The 19,506-nt window shown below is 70.1% G+C and carries 13 protein-coding genes; 8 read left to right on the top strand and 5 right to left on the bottom strand.

Going from position 1 to position 19,506, the window contains the following annotated elements:
- Positions 1-5: 5 nt before the first annotated feature.
- Positions 6-311: a hypothetical protein gene (locus D7D52_RS08485; protein ID WP_120735820.1), complete on the top strand. Its 306-nt coding sequence runs from the start codon at positions 6-8 to the stop codon at positions 309-311.
- Positions 312-387: 76 nt separating this feature from the next.
- On the opposite strand, the gene D7D52_RS08480 is transcribed toward D7D52_RS08485, so the two are convergent.
- Both D7D52_RS08480 and D7D52_RS08475 read right to left on the bottom strand, forming a co-directional pair.
- Entirely contained in the window at positions 388-1,215 is an 828-nt protein-coding gene (locus D7D52_RS08480) for an SDR family NAD(P)-dependent oxidoreductase (RefSeq protein ID WP_120735819.1), read from the bottom strand.
- A gap of 24 nt (positions 1,216-1,239) precedes the next feature.
- Complete coding sequence (locus tag D7D52_RS08475; protein WP_120735818.1) at positions 1,240-2,811, bottom strand: succinic semialdehyde dehydrogenase; 1,572 nt, start codon at positions 2,809-2,811, stop codon at positions 1,240-1,242.
- Between the two features lie 92 nt (positions 2,812-2,903).
- On the opposite strand from D7D52_RS08475, the gene D7D52_RS08470 reads away from it, so the two are divergent.
- Positions 2,904-3,584 carry a TetR/AcrR family transcriptional regulator gene (locus D7D52_RS08470; protein WP_120743924.1) on the top strand — a complete coding sequence of 227 codons (681 nt, stop codon included), beginning with the start codon at positions 2,904-2,906 and terminating at the stop codon, positions 3,582-3,584.
- 109 nt (positions 3,585-3,693) lie between these two features.
- On the opposite strand, the gene recD is transcribed toward D7D52_RS08470, so the two are convergent.
- From recD to recC, 3 genes are read right to left on the bottom strand one after another with little or no spacing between them, the layout of a single operon-like run.
- Positions 3,694-5,586 carry an exodeoxyribonuclease V subunit alpha gene (gene recD / locus D7D52_RS08465; RefSeq protein ID WP_120735817.1) on the bottom strand — a complete coding sequence of 631 codons (1,893 nt, stop codon included), beginning with the start codon at positions 5,584-5,586 and terminating at the stop codon, positions 3,694-3,696.
- On the bottom strand, positions 5,583-9,017 hold the full coding sequence (locus D7D52_RS08460) for a UvrD-helicase domain-containing protein (RefSeq protein ID WP_120735816.1): 3,435 nt from the start codon (positions 9,015-9,017) through the stop codon (positions 5,583-5,585). The genes recD and D7D52_RS08460 overlap by 4 nt, the downstream gene beginning before the upstream one ends.
- A complete protein-coding gene (recC, locus tag D7D52_RS08455) occupies positions 9,014-12,352 on the bottom strand; it encodes an exodeoxyribonuclease V subunit gamma (protein WP_120735815.1) in 3,339 nt (1,112 codons plus the stop codon). The genes D7D52_RS08460 and recC overlap by 4 nt, the downstream gene beginning before the upstream one ends.
- Before the next feature lie 178 nt (positions 12,353-12,530).
- Here recC and D7D52_RS08450 point away from each other — a divergent pair, with 178 nt between their 5' ends.
- From D7D52_RS08450 to D7D52_RS08425, 6 genes are all read left to right on the top strand, one after another.
- On the top strand, positions 12,531-12,737 hold the full coding sequence (locus D7D52_RS08450; protein WP_120735814.1) for a hypothetical protein: 207 nt from the start codon (positions 12,531-12,533) through the stop codon (positions 12,735-12,737).
- A gap of 89 nt (positions 12,738-12,826) precedes the next feature.
- On the top strand, positions 12,827-13,717 hold the full coding sequence (locus D7D52_RS08445; RefSeq protein WP_187703126.1) for a serine hydrolase: 891 nt from the start codon (positions 12,827-12,829) through the stop codon (positions 13,715-13,717).
- Between the two features lie 194 nt (positions 13,718-13,911).
- Positions 13,912-15,360, top strand: a complete 1,449-nt coding sequence (locus tag D7D52_RS08440; RefSeq protein ID WP_120735813.1) for an NAD(P)/FAD-dependent oxidoreductase — start codon at positions 13,912-13,914, stop codon at positions 15,358-15,360.
- 131 nt (positions 15,361-15,491) lie between these two features.
- Complete coding sequence (locus tag D7D52_RS08435; protein WP_120735812.1) at positions 15,492-16,493, top strand: hypothetical protein; 1,002 nt, start codon at positions 15,492-15,494, stop codon at positions 16,491-16,493.
- 183 nt (positions 16,494-16,676) lie between these two features.
- Positions 16,677-17,456, top strand: a complete 780-nt coding sequence (locus tag D7D52_RS08430; protein WP_246023693.1) for a hypothetical protein — start codon at positions 16,677-16,679, stop codon at positions 17,454-17,456.
- Between the two features lie 306 nt (positions 17,457-17,762).
- Positions 17,763-19,469: an APC family permease gene (locus D7D52_RS08425; RefSeq protein ID WP_120735811.1), complete on the top strand. Its 1,707-nt coding sequence runs from the start codon at positions 17,763-17,765 to the stop codon at positions 19,467-19,469.
- Positions 19,470-19,506 lie beyond the last annotated feature (37 nt).

Genomic DNA, 19,506 nt, shown 5'->3' with positions numbered 1-19,506 from the left:
TCCGAATGTCCGACATTCTCGATGTACTGCACGCGCGTTGGGCCGAGGCTGTCGGCGATGCCATCCTCACCGGCGACGAGCACCCTACTCTCACTCTGGCCACCCATGAGGCAGCCGACGCGATCAACCATATTTCCGACCTACGCCGCGCGACGGCCGACGCCGTCGCGGCCCTGGATCGCATTCGCGTCACCCTGGAGCAGCGCACCGCGCATCCGGAATCCCAAGCGCACCAAGCCCGCACCATCGCCCGCCACGCCGCCGAGACGCTGGCGGCGGCGCATCCGGCCGCGGATGAACAGGCTCGGTAGCACAGGGTCAGGATAGGAAAACGCCCCGGCGAACGAGAAGCCGGGGCGTTTCGCGTAGTTCGCGCGAATCGAATCGCTACTTGCGGCCGGTGAATTCGTCCATCGAGTGGTATACGCCGACGGTGTTGAGGTAGAAATCGCGGACCTTCAACGGCAGCAGACCGGAGATGGCGCGGTTGAGGCGCGAGGTCCACGGCAGCACCACCAGGGCCGAGCCCTTCTTCATCTCCGTCCAGGAGGTGTCGACGACCTCCTCCTGATCCAGGATGGGGGTGAACCAGAAACCCTTGGCGCCGTCGAACATTCCGGTGTTGATGTAGGTCGGGCACACCGTGGTGAAGGTGACGTGCTGGTTGCCGGACTGCTCGAGCTCCAGGCGCACCGAATCCGACCAGCCCAGCGCCGCCCACTTGGAGGCGGCGTAGACGCTCATGCGCGGGTTGGCCACCAGACCGGCCGAGGAGGCGATGTTCAGCACGCGGCCCTCGCCGGCGGTGTTGGCGACCATGGCGGGCAGGAATTCGAGCGTGATGTACATGGGGGCAAGCGAATTGATCGCCATCGTCTTGTCGATGTCGGCCTTGTTCGCGGTCTCCCAGAAGTAGCCGTTGCCGCGCACGATGCCGGCATTGTTGACCAGCACGTCGATGTCGCCGACCGTGTCGCGGACCGCGGCGGCGGTCTCGGCGATGGCGTCGCGGTCGGAGACGTCGACCACGTAGTGGTGGATTCGGCTGCTGCCCTGGGCGGCCAGCTCGGCCGCCGTCTCCTTCAGCGTGGTCTCGTTGATGTCCCAGAGCACCACGTCGGCGGCGCCCTCGGCGACCGCCCGCTGCGCGAAGGACTTGCCGAGGCCCATGGCGGCGCCGGTGACCAGGACCTTCTTGCCCGCTACCGTCTTCATTCCCCTGTCTGTTCTGCCGCGGAATCACTTCTGCCGCAATGTCTTCATCACGCCCAGGTAGAGCGTCATGGTCTTGGCCCACAGTTGTTCGGACATCCCCGGCAGCGGCGCGATGGGCAGTACCCGCTGCACCGCGATGGTCTGGGTGTCGATGTATTTCAGCAGGCCCTCGGGTCCGTGGCGGCGACCGGTGCCGGAGATTCCGAGCCCGCCCGACGGCGCGGCGACCGAACCCCAGGCGGCGATGAAGCCCTCGTTGACGTTCACCGAGCCGGCGCGCACGCGGGCGGCGACCTCGCGGCCGCGGGTCAGGTCCTTGCTCCACACGCTGGCATTGAGGCCGTAGGCGGTGTCGTTGGCCTGGGCGACGGCTTCGTCGTCGCTGTGCACGCGGTAGACGGAAACGACCGGTCCGAAGGTTTCTTCGCGGTAGACGGTCATGCCCTCGCGCACGCCCTCGAGGATGGTCGGCTCGTAGAAGTACGGGCCCAGATCCGGGCGGGCCTTGCCGCCGGCGAGGACGGTCGCGCCCCTGGCGACCGCGTCGTCGACGTGCTTGCTGACGGTGTCGATCTGGCGCGGGAAGGTCAGCGAGCCGATCTCGTAGGAGTAGTCGAGGGTCTTGCCGAGGGCCAATTCCTTGGTGTGGCCGACGAATTCGCGCACGAACCGGTCGTAGACGCTGTCGTGGACGTAGATGCGCTCGATGGATTCGCACAGCTGCCCGGCCGAGGCGAAACAGGCCCGCACCGCGATCTTGGCGGCCGCCGACACGTCCGCGTCGGCCAGCACCAGCAGCGGGTTCTTGCCGCCGAGTTCGAGGGAGTAGCCGATGAGCCGCTCGCCCGCCTGCTGGGCGATGGTGCGGCCGGTGGCGCTGGAACCGGTGTAGTCGACATAGTCGGCGCGGGCGATGACCTCGGTGCCGACCACCGCGCCGCGTCCGAGGACGGCCTGCCACAAGCCCTTCGGCAGGCCGGCGCGCTCGGCGATGTCGATGGCCCACAGCAGGGTCAGGGCGGTCTGGTTGTCCGGGCGGCCGATGACGGCATTGCCGGCCAGCAGCGCGGGCAGCGCGTCGGAGGCGCCCAGGGCGAGGGGGTAGTTCCACGGGGAGATGACCGCGACCACGCCCTTGGGACGGTTGTGCACCTCCACCTGGGTGAGCAGCGGCATGACGCCGCGCGGTTTACGGTGCGCCAGAATCGATTTGGCTTCCGCCGCGTAGTAGCGGGTATTGACCGCGACGTCGGAGACCTCGTCGAAGGCGTGCACGCGGGACTTGCCGGTCTCGAGCTGAACGATGTCGAGGATCGTGTCCTGCTCGGCCAGCACCAGATCGTGGATGCGGCGCAGCAGCGCGGCACGCTCGCCGATCGGTACCTCGGCCCACTGCCGCTGGGCGGTGCGGGCGGTGGCGAAGGCGGCCTCGATATCGGCGGTCGAGGACTGCGGCAGGTCGACGAGCTTGGCGCCGGTGGCGGGCGCGAACACCTCCACCGAGGGCGCGCCGCCCGCGACGGCATGCCCGAGCAGCCGCGCGACCAGGTCGAAGTCCAGTGCGTCGGCGGCGGCGAGCTGCGGGGCAGTCGTCATTGGTCGCCCTCCCGAGGAGACGTGTGCGGGTATTTAATGAACACCGGTGTTACATGAACACTGGTGTTAGATTAATGGACGTGACGCCCACCATGTCAACCCCTCCGGCGCGGCGCGGCCGTCCGCCACAGACCGAGCAGCAGGCCGATCAGGTGCGCGCCCGCATCGTGCTCGCCACCGCCGAGGTCTTCGCCGAACAGGGTTCCCGGGGCCTGAGCGTCGCCCGCATCATCGAGAAGGCCGGCCTCGCCCGCCCCACCTTCTACCGCTACTTCGCCAACGCCACCGAACCCCTGCACGCCCTGCTCACCGTCTCCAACGACGATCTGGTCGGCGGCATCCGCGATGCCCTCGACCGCACCGAACAGCCGGTCGAGTTGGGCATCAACATGATCGAGGCCTACCTGCACTGGGCCGGCGGTCACGGCCCCATGCTCGCCCCACTGTTCGCGGAACTCCACGACCCCGGCTCCCCGGTGTCCGCCTACCGCGAACGCGCCATAGACGCCATCCGAATCCTGGTGCGCACCAAGATCACCGCCCTGGGCCGCCCCACCCCCACCGACCTGGACCTCGACACCGCCTTACAGACCTGCGAATTCGTCGTCTACCGCATCTCCGCCGCCGCCCCCCACGGCGAACCCACCCCCGAAACCATCCACACCGCCCGCAGCACCATGATCCGCGGCGTCCTGGCCATGCTCGGCATCCGCGAAGACATCGAATACGCCCTGACCATCCCCGACCTCTTCGAACCCGCCACCGACCGCTGAACCGATCGACCCGATCTCGACGCGGCGCGCGACCCAATCCGACCTCGCCGCCTCCGCCGACCCGGCCGGCCTCCTCGACCAGAAATAACCGAGCACGACCCCGGTCCGGCTATTCGCGGTTGCGGAGGCCGCTGGCTCGCAGGACTCGGCGGTCGATGGCCGAGCGGATGGCGGCTTCGGTCCCGAGGATGCGGACGTGGCGACGGGCTCGGGTGACGGCCGTGTACAACAACTCTCGGGTGAGCAGGGTGGATTCGGGGCCGGGGAGGATGACCGAGACGGTGTTGTACTGCGAGCCCTGGCTGCGGTGAATGGTCATGGCGTACACGGTGGTGACGCCGGGGAACTGGGTGGGGTGCACGAGGTAGGGGTCGGTGCCCCGTTGAAGGGCGGCGCGCAGGGTGCCGTCGGGCATGCGGACGATGACGCCGGTGTCGCCGTTGTAGATGCGGGCCTCGTGGTCGTTGGCGGTGACCAGCAGCGGCTGGCCCGGATACCAGTGGGCGGCACCGGGTTCGGCGGTGATGCCGGCGGCGGTGACCCAGCCGGCGGCCAGCCGATCCCAGCGCTCGACACCGTAGGGGCCTTGGCGGTGGGCACAGAGCAGGCGGTGGGATTCGAGGGCGGTGAGGGCGGCGCGCGCGTCACCGGCGAGGGCGGCGTCGGTGGCGTCACGGGCGGCGCACAGGACGTCGGCGCGCACCTCGGCGATGTCGTCGGGCGCGTACAGCGACAGCTCCTCACCGCCGTCCGCCAAGAGCGCGAGCGCGGCGTCGGCGTCTCCGGCGCGGATGGCGACGGCCAGTTCGGCGATGCGCCCGCCGAAGCGACGCCCACGGGTCAAGCGCACGATCCCGCCGCGCAACCGTTCGCGTTCGCGCCCGGAGAGGGCGTCGGGATGGGCGGCGGTGGCGCGCAGATCCCCGCCGAGAATCCGGTCCAGCGCCGGATTCGCCTGTCCCGGAACGGGTCCCGCGACCAGGTCGGCGAGCACCGCGCCCGCGTCGACCGAGGCCAGCTGGTCGGGGTCGCCGACCAGCACCAGCCGGGCGTCGGGGCGGACGGCGGGCAGCAGCCGGCTCATCATGGTCAACGACACCATGGAGGTCTCGTCCACCACGATCACGTCGTAGGGCAGCCGGTTGAACTCGTTGTGCTTGAACCGCCCCGCCCCGCCGCGCTGCCAGCCCAGCAGCCGATGCAGGGTGGCGGCGGTGAGTTCGGGCAGCCCGATGTCGCCGGCCTGCTCGCGCACGGATTCCTGCATGCGTGCGGCCGCCTTGCCGGTCGGGGCGGCCAGCGCGATGCGCAGGGCGGGCGCGTCCGGTATGGCCTGCTGATGCGCGACCAGCAGCGCCAGCACCCGGGCGATGGTGTGGGTCTTGCCGGTACCGGGGCCGCCCGCGACGACGGTGGTCCACTGGGTGGCGGCCAGCGCGGCCGCCAGCCGCTGCCGGTCGGGCGGCTCGCCCGGCCCGGCGGTGTCGGGGAAGAGCCGATCCAGTTCGCGCGCAACGAGTTCCGCGTCGACCATCGGGTGGCTGGCGGCCCGCTCGGTGAGCACCCGGCGAATGGTCTCCTCCTGCCGGTAATACCGGTCGAGGTAGAGCAGCGGCCCGGCGTCCGCGCCGCCGGGCGGGTCGATCAGCCGCAGCGGCCGTAGCGGCCCGGCGGGACTGCCGGTCACCAGCGGGCTGACGCGCAAGGCGGCGATGACGGAGTCGACCGGCGGCCATGGCAGCGTGGCCGGGTCGATGGCCGATTCCTCGGTACCCTCGGCGTCCACCCCGATCTCGTGCATGCGCCGCACTTCCAGGCACACCGATCCCGAGCGCACCGCCCGCACCGCCAGCGCGGTCGCGAACACGACCGCCTCCGAGCGTTCCCCGCCCAGCCGCGCCAACCGCAACGCCACGTGCACGTCCGCGGCCGAGAGCACCCCGGCGTTGTTGAACACCGCCAGCATCCCGGTTCCCCGCTGCGCCAACTGAATCCCGGTCACCGCAGCACTCCCGTCTCCCCGGCCAGCAGCGCCGACAACTCGACCACCAGCGGCGCGGGCGGATGCCATTCGAAAACCCCCGCGCCGTCGGGTGTTTCGGGCCCGACCATGCCCCGCACGAACAGATACCGGATGCCGCCCAGATGCGCGGCCGGATCGTAACCGGGCAGCCGCCACCGCAAATACCGGTGCAACGCAACGGAATACAGAATCGCCTGCAACGGATAGTGCGAGCGCATCATCTCCGCGCCCATGCGTTCGCGCGTGTAGTGGGCGACGGTGAGGTCCCCGGTGCCCAGCCGGTTGGTCTTGTAGTCGACCACGACGAACCGCGGCCCGGCGATGCGCAGCACCGCGTCGATACTGCCGGTGAGATAGCCGCGCAGCGGCGTCTCGTCCAGATGCGCCAACTGGTCGGCGTACGGGCCGAAGATGTCGTCGCCGGGCACGTGCCGCCGCCACAGTTCGGCGATGCGCGGCACCGTCACCCGCTCCCCGGTGGGGTGGTCGCCGCCGGCCAGCGGCAGCTCGAAATCCAGCTCGCTCAACCGATCCCGGGTCGCGACCCCGGCGAGCGTCCCGAAATCCAGTGGCGTGCGCATGACCGCCAGCAGCGCGTCCGAGAGCACCTGCGGGTCGGCGTCGAACATCTGCTCGCCGACCGCGTGCAGGCAGCGCGCCTGGATCTCGGCGGCCAGATCGGGGGCGTCGGTGTCGACGTATTCGAGGACCTCGTGCACCAGGGTGCCGAACTCCGCGCCGTAGGGCAGCGAATTCATCAGCGACGGCAGGGCTCCCGCGAACACGTCGAGATCGTCGCCCAGCACCGACGGGGTGGCCGGTTCGTCGGCGATGCCGCCCTCGGGCAGATCGGTGGCGGGCAGCGCGTCGTGCGCGCCCGCGGTCAGGGCGGAATAGGAGGTGCGCCGCCACGCCTGATCCAGGGTCCGGTCGAATCGGGCGACCGCCAAAGCCTCAGCACCGGTAGCGGTTTCGTCGACCGCCAGCCGCGCGCGGGTGATCTCGCGGACGGGTTCGACGGCGATCACGTCCGGTTCGGCGGCGGTCGCCCACTCCCGGAGCCGTTCCAGCGCCACCGAATCCGCGGGCACCGGCACCTTGTCGGCGACGGCCGGGCTGCCGGGTTCGCGACCCAGCAGCATCCGGTGCAGCGGTGAGATCTGGGTGTCGAACGCCGGCGCCCACCACGCCACTACCTGCGCGCCCGCGCGGGTGAGACCGACGTACAGCAGCCGCAGTTCCTCGGCCTGCTCCTCGTCCTCGGCGCGCTTGCGGCGACCGGCGTACCCGGGCGCGTCCGGCCCGCCGACATCCAGCACCCGGCGGCCCCGCTCGTCGTGGAACAGCAGGGTCGGCGGATTGCGCATCTTGCCGGTGTCCCACGCGAAAGGCAGGTACACGACCGGGAATTCGAGGCCCTTGCTGGCGTGCACGGTCGCGATCTGCACCGCCTCGGCGTCGCGGTCCAGCCGTCGGCTGCGCCCGGCGACACTGCCCGACGCCGGGTCGCGCACCCGGTCGGCCAGCCAGCGGGTGAGCGCGGACAAACCCATGCCCTCCCGCAGTGCGGTCTCGTCGAGCAGCTGCGCGATCTGGCGCAGATCGGTGAGCTGGCGTTCGCCGCCCTCCAGGGCCAGCAGCCGGGGCGCGAGTTTCGTTTCGGCGGCGAGCCTTTCGGCGACGGCGGCGAAACCCGCGCGGGCGAAAAGCCTTGCACAGTCGCGCAGTTCGGCGCTGAGGCGGCCGACCAGATCCGTGCCCCCGGCGTCGATGTCGGCGGCGCTGTACCCCAGCAGCGGGGTGCCCGCGGCCAGCCGCACCCGGTCACCGCGATGCGGCTGCTCGAGCGCGTGCAGCACCCACAGCCAGTCGGTGGCCGCGGGCGTGCCGAAAACGCTGGCGCCCCCGGCCAATACCGAGGCCACACCCGCCGCCTCGAGTTCCTTGCGCACCAGATCCAGCTGCTTGTTGTAGCGCACCAGCACCGCGATATCGCCGGGACCGATGGGCCTTTCGCGCGGTGTGCCCGCATCGATGCGCACCCCCGACTGGAGCACCGCCACGATATCGGCGACCACGTCGACGGCGATGCGTTCACGCTGGCGACCGACCGTCGGGAACCCGGACCGGTTGAGCGGCCCGGCCCCACTGCGCGGCAGGCACCGCAACCGCAGCGGCGTCACGCGGTCGGGCGGCCCGGACAGCCGTGAGAACGGCCGGGTCGCCGCCACCCGGTGCACGGTGATCTCCTTGTGCCCCAGGGCGGCTCCGCCGTGCAGATGCTCGAGCGCGGTCAAAAGGCCCGCGTCGCTGCGCCGATTGGTGGTGAGCTCGAGTTTGCCGTCCGCGTGCGCGACCGCGTCGAGATAGCTGAGCACCTCGGCCCCACGGAAGGCGTAGATCGCCTGTTTCGGATCGCCGACCAGCACCAACGTCGCGTGCCCGTGGAAGGCGCGCCGCAGGATGTCCCATTGCAACGGGTCGGTGTCCTGGAACTCGTCGACCAGCGCCACCCGGTAGCGATCCCGGATGCGCCGGCACGCGCGCGGACCGTGTTCCGGATCGGCGAGCACCCCGTGCAACAGCACCAGCAGATCGTCGAAGTCGCGCAGTCCCGAAAGCCGTTTGCGCCGCGCGGTTTCCGCTCGCGCGGCCGCCGCGAACGCCACCCGTTCGGCGGCCGGATCGTCCTCGCTCTCGGCGTCGGGTTGCAGCAGGGCGTGCGGGTCCCCCACCGCCGCCGCGGCCAGCTTCTGCGCATCCGCCACCGGGAACGGCGCGCCAGCGCGCGCGTATCGGCTCAGATACAGATCGTCGGCGACCGTGGACACCACATCCTCGATCCCCTCCACCAGGCGCACCCCGGGGTCCTGCTCCCCCGCCAGCCCGAGCTCGTCGAGCATCCGCTGGCAGAAGCTGTGCGTGGTGGCGATGGTGCCCGCGTCGAAATCCGACAGCGCCGTCAGCAGCCGCTCGCGGCGCGCCGCCACCTCCCCCGGATTCCCGTGCGCCAGATGCCGAATCAGCTCATCGGTCGAGGCCAGCGCCCGTTCGGGATCGGCCAGCGCGGTCGCCACCCCCACGAACCGATCGCGCGTCCGCTCCCGCAGCTCCTGCGTCGCCGCCCGGCTGAACGTCACCAGCAGCAACTGCGAGACGTCCACGCCCATCTCGGCCACGAACCGCACCGCCAACCCGACGATGGCGTACGTCTTGCCGGTGCCGGCGCTCGCCTCGAGCACCGTCGTCCCCACCGGCAACGGCCCGGTCAGCTCGAACCGGTTCGACTCCGCATCCGTCGCCGACCCCGCGCTCGACGAATCCCCTTGCGTCCCAGCCACGGCGGCGGGCTCGGTCCACAAGCCCTCACCGGCGGGATCGGTGAGCGAGAACAGGTCGTCGGCTGTCATGGTTGCCCCTGATTCTCGTTGGTGAGCAAGGGATTCCAGAGGCGGCGCGCCAATTCACCGAAACGGGTGGGTTCCGAGTCGACTCCGGGAAGGGCGGGGGCGGCGGCCGCGGTGAGCTGGTCGAAACGCGGCGCCGGGCCCAGGATGTGGCGGAAGTAGCGGTCGGTGTGTTCGCCGAAGCGGTCGTCGAAGTCCTGTTCGGCCGCCAGCAGCGCGTCCTCGGCGGACGCCCCGGCCAGGCGGCGTTCGGCATAGGTCGCCGAGGCGCAGGGGGCGATGGGCAGCGGTTCGGCCAGCCCCTCGTCGCGCAGCAGCACCAGATCGCGCAGGATGCCGCGCGCCAGGGCCGCGGTGGGCGCGGTGAGGGTGGACTGCCAGGCGGGCCGATTGTGCTTGCCGCGCCCGATGGTGATGGCCCGCCAGGACTGGTGGCTGCGGGTGGCCGCCAATGCCAGCAGCCGAATCCAGGCCGCCATGCGATGTTTGGGGGCCAGCCGCGAGAACGTGGTGCGCAGCAGCGTATCGTCGTGAACGTCCGGGACGGTGCCGGTGAGACGGCGGCCCTCGCCCAGATCCACGGCGATATCGATGGTGCGCGCGGGAATCTCGTGCAGCGGCCGCGCCACCCGCACCAGCTGGTCCACGGTCCCCTCGACCTGATCGAGCACGGCCGCGCCCATGCTGAACGGCGGCAGCGTGCCGCGCCGCCACTCGGCCGCGCGCAGCACCCCGGGATCGACGCCGGTCAGCCGCGCCGACAGCATCCGCTCACCCATGTTCCATTTGGTCAGCCCGTCGAGTTCGACCGGCAGCCGATCGGCGATCTCCTCCTCGTCCTCGGGCACCCGAATCCCCAAGCGCTGCCACAGAAACGCGCGCACCGGATGTTCGGCGAACGCCACCAGATCCGCCAGCTCCACATCCCCGCGCTCGCCACCGGGCAGCGGCGCGGACAGGAACAACGGGCGCGGCTGCGGGGTGCGCCCGGCGGCCTGCGCGCCCGCCAGCGCGACGGTCTCGAAGCTGAACGGGTCCTCGACGCGGAAGTTGCGGCGATCGAAGGGCTGCAACGGATGTCGCCGCACCACCCGCTCCATCCCGGCCGCTCCGACGTGCGCGCGCACGGTGTCGAGCACTTCCGCGAGCGGAATCGCCGGCGGGCGATGCGCGCCGGACACCGGGTCACATCCGGTGTGCAGCAACACCAGTCGCTCCCCGGCCGCCATGATGGCGTCCAGCAGCAGCTGCCGGTCCTCGCTGCGCGGATCGCGATCGCCGGGCAGCCGATGCCGCGCCAGCGCATCGTCGCCGTCCACGCCGCCCGCGCGCGGGAACGCCTCGTCGTCGAGCCCGAGCAGCACCACCACCCGATGCGGTACCGACCGCATCGGCACCATGGTGCACACGGTCAGCTCACCGGTGCGGAAGTTGGCGCGCGAGGCCCGCCCGGCCAGCCGTGCGGTCAGCAGGGCGCTGATATCGCTGAGCCGCAACGCGATCCGCCCGGCGGGTTCGAGCGCGGTGGCCAGTTCGCGCCGCGCCTGCACCCCGATCCAGCCCTGCGCGGCGGGCAGCTCGGTGAGCAGGTCCAGCGCGCGCCCCAGCACCGCCGACCATTCGGCCGCGGGCCGCGCCGCCCCGGCCGGTTCCTCGAGCGTGGCGCCGCGCAGATCCCGCAGGCACACCGCGAGCCGGTCGATGAATTCCGCGAACCGCCCGGCCAGGTCGATGTCGTTGCTGTCCACATCGTCCAGCGGCAGCACCAGATCCAGCCAGTCCTCACTGGATTCGCCCGCCGCCACCCCGAGCAGGATGCGATCCACCGCCGCGTTCAGCGTGTTCTGCGCGAAGTCGCCGAGCCCGAACGCCTGCCGCTGCCGCTGCCCGATCCCCCAGCGCGCCCCGGTCTCGGTAGCCCAGTCCCGCAGCCGTTCGATATCGTCGTCGTCGAAGCCGCAGCGCAGCCGAATCGGTTCGGCCGCACACAGATCCAGCACCTCGGTCACGGTGACGCGCCCGTCGGCCAGGGTCAGCAGGGTGCCGATCACATCCAGCACCGGGTTGACCGCGCGCTGCGCGCGGTCGGCCAGCCGCACCCGCAATCCGTGCGCCGGATGCCCCGGTTCGGCCCCGTCGAGCGACCATTGCCCGAACGCGGCACGCACGAGCGGCCCGTAACTCTCCACGTCGGGGCACATGACGATGACGTCGCGCGGTTCGAGGGTCGGGTCGGCGGCGAATACGCCGAGCAGCGCGTCGCGCAGCACCTCCACCTGCCGCGCGGGGCCATGGCAGGAGTGCACGGTCACGGTGCCGTCGGCGAGGCCCGGATCCGGCATGAGCGACCAGCGGTCCTGCCGGATGGCCGACTGCAGTTCCGACAGCAGCGTGCGCCCGCCGTCCGCGGCCGGCTCCGGCCGCGGGTGATAGGTGTCGATGCGGTCGTATCCCGACAGCCGCTGCTGCAACTCGCGCACGTCGCGGCCCAGCGCCGCCAGCAGCGGATGCCGCACGCGCACACCGGGATTCGGGATCACCTCGGCGTCGGCGAGCTTGGTCCACAGCGCCGGACTGGGATGCACCAGCCACAGGTGCACCTGCCGGCCCGACGACAGCGCCGAGAGCACCTCCAGCTGATCGGCGCTCAGCCGCGTCACCCCGAACAGCGAAATCCGTTCCGGCAGCGACACGATCGACGGTTCGGCGCGCAATCGCGCACACGCCGCGCCCAGCCGTTCGGCGCGCCCGGGCACCCCGACGACCTCGCGCACCCGCCGCCACAGCAGGGGCTGCCAGTGCAGATCCTCCGGCAGCGGCGAGCCCGCGCCGTCGGTGTCGCGCCCGTCGGCCCAGTCGGTGATCATGGCGGGCCGTTGTGCCGCATAGGAGTCGAACAGCGCCGCGATGCGCGCCGCCGTCGCGTAGCGCCGTCCGATCCGATGCCCACCGGCATCGCCATGCCCGAGATGCCGGGCCAGGATCGCCGCCCACGGCTGATCGAGTACCTCGTCGAGCACCGGCAACAGCGTCCAAACCAGTCGGTCCGGCGACCACGGATCCTGCTCGGGATCCACCCCCGTCGCCTCCGCCAGCACCGCCCCCACCAGAGCCGCCGGATCGGCGAAATCGATATTCGCCGAAATACCATCGTTTCCGGACGAAACACCCGCACCCGTCCCCAGCACGGCCGACAGTCGCTGGTTCAACCAGCGCTCGATTCCCTTGGCGGGAACCGCCACTACTTCCGGGGTGAACGGATCGCCGAGCGGATCGGCGAGCAGCTCGGCCAACGCGTCGGCGAGCGTATCCGCTCGTTCGGCCCGGTGAATGTGCACGAGCTGTGTTTATACAGTCGGCGAACGACATGCAAACACCGGCCCTCCAGGCTCGCCGGGTGACACCTGCCACACGCCCGAAATTTGCTCGGGCGCGTCACCGGGGAATTCGAGTGTGGTATGCGACAGTGCCTTTCGGGGAGGTTCGTAGTTGGTCAGGAAAGGCTGGTTCGCGTCGATGTCTGCCTCGGTGATTCCCCTGGTGCCCAGAACCGGATTCACGGTCCGCCGGGTGGGAGAGCGCTGGGAGCTCGTCAACTCCCGGCACTACGGCCGGGGCGTGGTCCTGCAGTCGTGGCCGCGGGAACGCCACACCGAAGCATTCGAGCACTGCTATCGCCTCAACGGCCGCACCATCGAGGAGCTACAGGCGGCGTTCCGCTGACGCACGTGAATCCCGCTGCGACAGTGTCGATTCGATAACAGAAGTGGCGATGGCCTGCAAGACGTGCGTATCGGGCATAGTGCCCTCTATTGTGTTCCCTCGTGCGTTCCCCCAAGGCCCGGCGCGTGGCCTCCTCCGCTTGTGTCCTCGCTGCCGCGGCACTGATTCCGGCCGCACCCGCGTTCGCCCCCGTGGCCGGCGCCGTGCCGGTGCACACCCAGGGTCCGATCGCCGGATTCGACGCCGATATGAGCAACCGCATCGCCGCGGTCGACGCCTACCTCGCCACCCGTCCGGGCGTCACCGGATATGTGATGCGCGACCGGGTCACCGGCGGCAGCTACCGGAATGCCAACGCCGACACCAACTTCTGGACCGCCTCCACCATCAAGCTGGCGATCGCGGAGGATCTGCTGAACCGCGCGCGCGTCGGCGCCATCCAGCTCGGCCCCGACGACCGCGCGCTCATGGAGTCGATGCTGGCAACCTCCAACGACAATGCCGCCGACATCCTGTGGAACAAGTACGCGGGCGTCGATCGCATGGCGTTCAACAATGCCTTCCGCGCCAACGGGATGACCGGTCTGGTTCCGCTGCCGCCCACCACCTCCCTCGAACAGGTCAAACTGTTCCCGGACTGGGGTTTCCAGCAGTGCGCCCCCGCCGACCTGGATCGGCTGATGGACAACGTGCTGACCCGCATGCACCCCGACGACCGCGCCTACCTGCTCGACCGCATGCGCCACGTCGACACCAATCAGCACTGGGGCGTGTGGGGCGCGGGCCCGGCCATGAATCCGGGGCTGAAGAACGGCTGGTCGGACGAACAGGGCGGCTGGGTCGTCAATTCGGTCGGCTTCGCCGGACCCGGTGAGCGCTACACCCTCGCCATCATGACCGAGCAGGGCGATCAGGGCGGCTACGCCGACGGCGCCGAAACCACCACGCACGTGGCGCAATTGCTGTTCCAGGGACGCTGAACCGCCTGGTCCGCGGACCGCTGACACGGCAATCCGAATAATCCTCGGGGACCGACCGCCGATCTTGTATCTTTTAGAAAGTTGTCTGAAAGGTCTGTTTTCGGTCGGTCCTGATTGGGCTGCGCGGCTCACACTGCACTACCGTTACGGGTGAGTTGTCGTAGTTTCACCGTATGGCGAGGAGCAGGAACTAGATGAACGCCGAGAAATCCGTCGCACAGCGTCATCGCGTGGTGGTGATCGGGTCCGGGTTCGGTGGACTGTTCGCCTGCAAGCACCTGCGCAAGGCCGATGTCGACATCACCCTGATCTCCAAGACCTCCACCCACCTGTTCCAGCCGCTGCTGTACCAGGTCGCCACCGGCATCCTGTCCGTCGGCGAGATCGCCCCGGCCACCCGCATCGTGCTGCGCAAACAGCACAACGTGCGCGTCATCATGGGCGACGTCACCGATATCGACGTCGAGGGCGGCAGTGTCACCTCGCGGCTGCTCAACCAGGACTACATCACCCCGTTCGACAGCCTCATCGTGGCCGCGGGCGCGCAGCAGTCCTATTTCGGCAACGATCATTTCGCCACCTACGCGCCGGGCATGAAGACCATCGACGACGCGCTCGAGCTGCGCGCGCGCATCCTGGGCTCGTTCGAGGAGGCCGAGCTGGCCCCCGATCAGGAGACCCGCGACCGCTTCATGACCTTCTGCGTCGTCGGCGCGGGCCCCACCGGCGTCGAATTGGCCGGGCAGATCGCCGAACTCGCCGACCGCACCCTCGACGGCAGCTTCCGCAATATCGACACCCGCGACGCGCGCGTCATCCTCATCGAGGGCGCGGGCGCGGTGCTGGCCCCCATGGGCCCGAAGCTCGGCAAGAAGGCGCAGCAGCGGCTCGAGAAGATGGGCGTGGAGATCCAGCTCAACGCCATCGTCACCAATGTCGACGCGCGCGGGGTCACGGTGAAGGACCCCGACGGCACCGAGCGGCGCATCGAATCCGCCTGCAAGGTGTGGTCGGCCGGCGTGCAGGCCAGTGAGCTGGGCAAGATCCTGGCCGCCAAGTCCAAGGGCACCGAGACCGACCGCGCCGGGCGCGTCATCGTCGAACCGGATCTGACCATCAAGGGCTACCCGAACGTCTTCGTGGTCGGCGACCTGATGTCGGTGCCGGGCGTGCCCGGGCAGGCGCAGGGCGCCATCCAGGGCGGCACCTATGCCGCCAAGGCCATCAAGGCCGAGGCGGAGGGCAAGCAGAAGCCCGAGGACCGCAAGCCCTTCAAGTACTTCGACAAGGGCTCGATGGCCACGGTGTCGCGGTTCAACGCGGTCTGCCAGGTCGGCAAGCTGGAGTTCAGCGGCTTCTTCGCATGGCTGGCGTGGCTGGGCCTGCACCTGTGGTACCTGGTCGGCTTCCGCAGCCGCTTCGTGACCGTGCTCGAGTGGTTCGTCTCGTTCCTGGGCCGCCACCGCGGTCAGATGGCCGCGACCGAGCAGTGGGTGTTCGCGCGCCTGGCGCTGGAAGCGCTCGACGATCCGGACGAGGCGCGCCAGCTCGCCAAACAGATCGGCGCCGAATCCGGTTCGGGGAACGGCAAATCCGTGGCGAACGACAAACCGGGCGAATCGACGGCGCAGCGCGCCGGCTGACGGCGGCCGTCCCATTTCATTCCGTTCGGTCTCTACAGGGGCTTGACCGGGGTTGCGTGACCCGACCAATCCGGCACACCGGCCGGATCCGAATGTTCGACATCCGTTGATATTCGGGAGAAAGGTCATTCATGGGCAAACGCCAACCGGTCGATTCGGTTTCGCCCACCCGGCTCCGCCTCGGTTCCCTGGCGGTCGCGGGCGCGCTGCCGCTGGTCGCCGCTCTGGCGGCCGCCGGAACCAGTGCAGCCGAACCGGTTTCGTCCGACGAGAACACCCCGGCGGTGGTCGAGAACCAGCCCGCCGCCACCCAGCCCGACGGCACCGACGCCGCACCGGGCGTGGTGGTCGACACCCCCTTCGGTCAGTTCGCGGTGCCGATGCCGCAGACCACGGCCGAGGGCGCGCACAAGTACCTCGACGCCACCGCGGCCGAGATCCCGCCCGCCGACGCCCCCGCGGCCGACACCCCCGCGGCCGACGGAGCACCGCTCGCGCCGGCCCCGCAGGTCGCGCCCGTGCGGGTCGGGCGCAATTCGGCCACCGGCGTGCGGGACATCCCCAGCGCGCCGCTCGCGCCGGTCGATCAGAGCAAGCTGCATCAGCCCGACCCGATGTCGGCACCCGAGGTCGCGCCCATCGCCGCGCCCGAGGGCAAGCTGCGCTTCGGCGACACCGTGATCGACATCCCGGCCTGGATGAACGCCGACCAGGCCGCCCAGGTGAACGCGCTGTCGGCGGGCGCGGAGGCCGATCTGGCCCGCACCTACGATTCGGCCGGCTTCGAGCCGAGCCGTTCGGATCGCATGGCCGCGCAGACCGTGGGCACCGCGGCCGTGGGCGCCGCGGTGGGCGTGGGCGTGGCCGCCCCGCTCGAGCTCGCGGGCGGGGCCATGGGCGCTTTCATCGGCGCGATCGCGGGCACGCCGTTCGCGCCGGCGGGCTGGGTCTTCGGCCCGGCCATCGGCGCCACCGCGGCCGCGAGCCTGATCGCGGTGCCCGCGGCGACCGTGGGCGCCGTGGTCGGCGGCGCGGTCGGCGCGGTCAACGGGTACCTGGCCCCGGCCACCCCGGGTGCCCCGGTGGCCGCGACCGACGCTCCGGCCGCGGATGCGGTAGCTACCCAGGAGTGAGTGCCGCGTGAGCGAGGCCGGAAGCCCTCACCAGGGATTCCGGCCTTTCTCACGTCAGTTACCCATCAGTTAGCTAACTTTCAGCTATGGCAACTATTTCCAGTTGTCCGATTCTTCACCAATCCGGTCGCGCGGTGGATTCGAATGTCGGTCGTCGATGTTCCCGCGAACGAAAGGTCTTGCATGGCCGCAGGTAAGCACCGGGCACTGAACCCCCACCGCAACAAGGTCGGAAATGTGGTGGCGGCGGGCGCGGTTCCGCTAGTCCTGGCGATCGTCGGACAGGGCGCCGCCAACGCCGCCCCAGCCGAGGTCGCTCCCGTGGCGCAGCACGACGACGCGCCCAAGCCCCAGTGGCCCGCCGCCGACTCCCCGAACGTGAGTCCCTATGAGGGCCTCCACATTCCGGGTGACACCAAGAGCTCCATCCAGTGGTCGCGGCAGGCCCCGGACAAGAGTTACCTGGCCCCCGTGGGTGTGCTGCACCCGCCGGCCCCGGTGCCGGCCGTGCCGCCGATCGCCCCGCCGCCCGGCATGTTCCGCTTCGGCGACGTGCAGGTCCCGGCACCCGACTGGATCGACAAGGAACAGGCGATCCAGATCAATGACAATGCCGCACAGGTCGAGGCGAACCTCGCCACCTTCCTCGACTCGATCGGCATGGAGCGCTCTCGCTCCGACCGTATCGCCGGGCAGACCATCGGCACCGCCGCCATGGGCGCTGTCGCCGGAGCCGCCACCGCCGCCCCGATCGAGCTCACCTCCGCCGCCGTCGGCGGCGTGCTGGGGCTCGTCGTCGGCGCCGGTTTCGTTCCGGTCGGCCTGGTCGCCGGTCCCGCCCTCGGCGCCGCGGTGGGCGCCGCGGTCATCGCCGTTCCCGCGGCCGCCGCGGGTGCCGCGGTCGGTGCCGTCGTGGGCGCGGTGAACAGCTTCAACGCACCACCCCGCGTCGTCGGCGACTGACAGCTCCTCTGTAATCCTCGCGACGACAGCCGCTTCAGCAAGCAGATGTGCGCTCGCGGTGGGAACCGGCGGTGAGGTTCGGTTCCCGCCGCGCACGCGTACCCGGGCGAAAACCCCGCGCGCGGTGCGCGATTCGGTGCGCGGCGGGAAAACGGGGTGCGGCCCGGTGTGTTGCCGGTCATGTGCTCAGCGCCCAGAATGTGATTCGAGCGCCGTACCGACGAGGCATTGACGCCCTCCGAATCCGGTGCTAATCAGGACATTTGTCCGTTCAAGCGCACTGGTTTGCTCCGTAGTGTCCACATCATGGACATTCCTTCCGCGAACCGCACAGGGCTGAGTCTGTTCGCCCTGATCATGATCGGCATCGGCTCGATCTTCGGATCGGGCTGGCTCTTCGGAGCCGGACAGGCCGCCCAGGTCGCCGGGCCCGCCGCCATCGTCGCCTGGGTGATCGGCGCGGTGTTCATAGGCTTGATCGCCATGTCCTACGCGGAAGTCGGTGCCGCCTACCCGTTTCCGGGATCCATGGCCCGCTTCGGTTCCATCTCCCACGGACCGGTGCTCGGTTTCATCACCGGCTGGGCGGTGTGGATCGCGGTCGCGGCACTCATTCCGATCGAATCGATCGCCAGCACCCAGTACATGTCGTCGTGGAGCTTCTCCTGGGCGCAGGGTCTGATGCAGGACGGCTCGCTGACCCTGGCCGGCATGGGCATGGCGTTCGTGCTGACCGTGGTGCTGTGGCTGTGCTGCTACTGGTCGGTCGGGCTGCTGGCCAAGGTGAACAACCTGCTCACCGCCGTCAAGTTCGGCATCCCGGTACTGGCGGTGGTCTCGCTCATCGCGTCCGGCTTCCACACCGAGAACTTCCACGGCTACGGCGGTTTCGCGCCGAACGGCTGGTCGTCGGTGCTGACCGCGGTGAGCACCTGCGGAGTCGTGTTCGCGTTCAACGGATTCCAGGCCGTCGTCAATCTCGGTGGCGCCGCGAAGAATCCGGGCCGGGCCATTCCGGCCGCCCTGGTCGGCGCGCTGTCGATCGGCCTGATCATCTACATGGCGCTGCAGATCGCCTTCATCGGCGCGGTCCCGCCCGAGCAGCTCGCCGCGCACGGCTGGGTCGGCATCAACTTCAACTCGCCGTTCGTCGATATCGCCAAGCTGCTCATGCTCGGCTGGCTGGTGATCATGCTGCAGTTCGGCGCGTTCATCTCGCCCTCGGGGGCCAATATCGCCAATGTCGCCTCCGCGTCGTACATGGTCCAGAACCTTGCGGCCACCGGGTTCTTCCCCAAGAAGCTGGCCGAATCGCATCCCCGCTACGGGACCGCGCGCCCGGCCATGTGGCTCAACCTCGCCTTCTCGCTGATCCTGCTGCTGACCGTCGGCCACAGCTGGCACGCGCTGGCGGGCATCGTGTCCGCGGCCATGGTCATCTCGTACCTGATCGGCCCCATCGCGGTGGGGGTGTTCCGCAAGACCAAACCCGAACTGCCGCGACCGTTCCGGCTGCCGGCCGCCAATCTGGTCACGCCGCTGGCCTTCACGCTCGCCGCGTGCGCACTGTACTGGACGCATTGGCCCAATACCGGTCGCATCGTGTTCATCACGCTGTTGTCGGTGCCGGTCGCGGTCGCGGTGCTGTGGCGTCGCGGTGACCGGGGACTGGCCCGGCAGCTGGCGCCGGCCTGGTGGATGGTCGCCTTCCTGATCTTCATGGCGACCGTGTCCGCCCTGGGCTCACCCGATTTCGGTGGCACCGGGCTGATTCCGGGCGGCGTCGACATCGCGCTGGTCGCGGTGGCCGCGCTGGGCACCTACTACTGGGCGGTGCAGGCCGGGGTGCGGGCGCACCGGGCGGGGCTGCCCGGGCCGGATCCGGTGCTGGACGCCGCGGACGAGAACGAGATCGTCGGGCTCGACGAGGTGCTCGGCGCGGGCCCCGATGTGCTCGGCGCCGGCCCCACCGAGGAAACCGGGCAGTCGGATCGAAATCTGCTGCCCGCCTGAGCAACTCCCACACCCACGCCCTAGCAAAGGTTCAGCC

Origin of the sequence: Nocardia yunnanensis, from assembly GCF_003626895.1 — a bacterium.
Lineage (GTDB): Bacteria > Actinomycetota > Actinomycetes > Mycobacteriales > Mycobacteriaceae > Nocardia > Nocardia yunnanensis.
The sequence above is the reverse complement of the archived record's forward strand: the minus strand, read 5'-3'. Positions and strand labels throughout refer to the sequence as shown.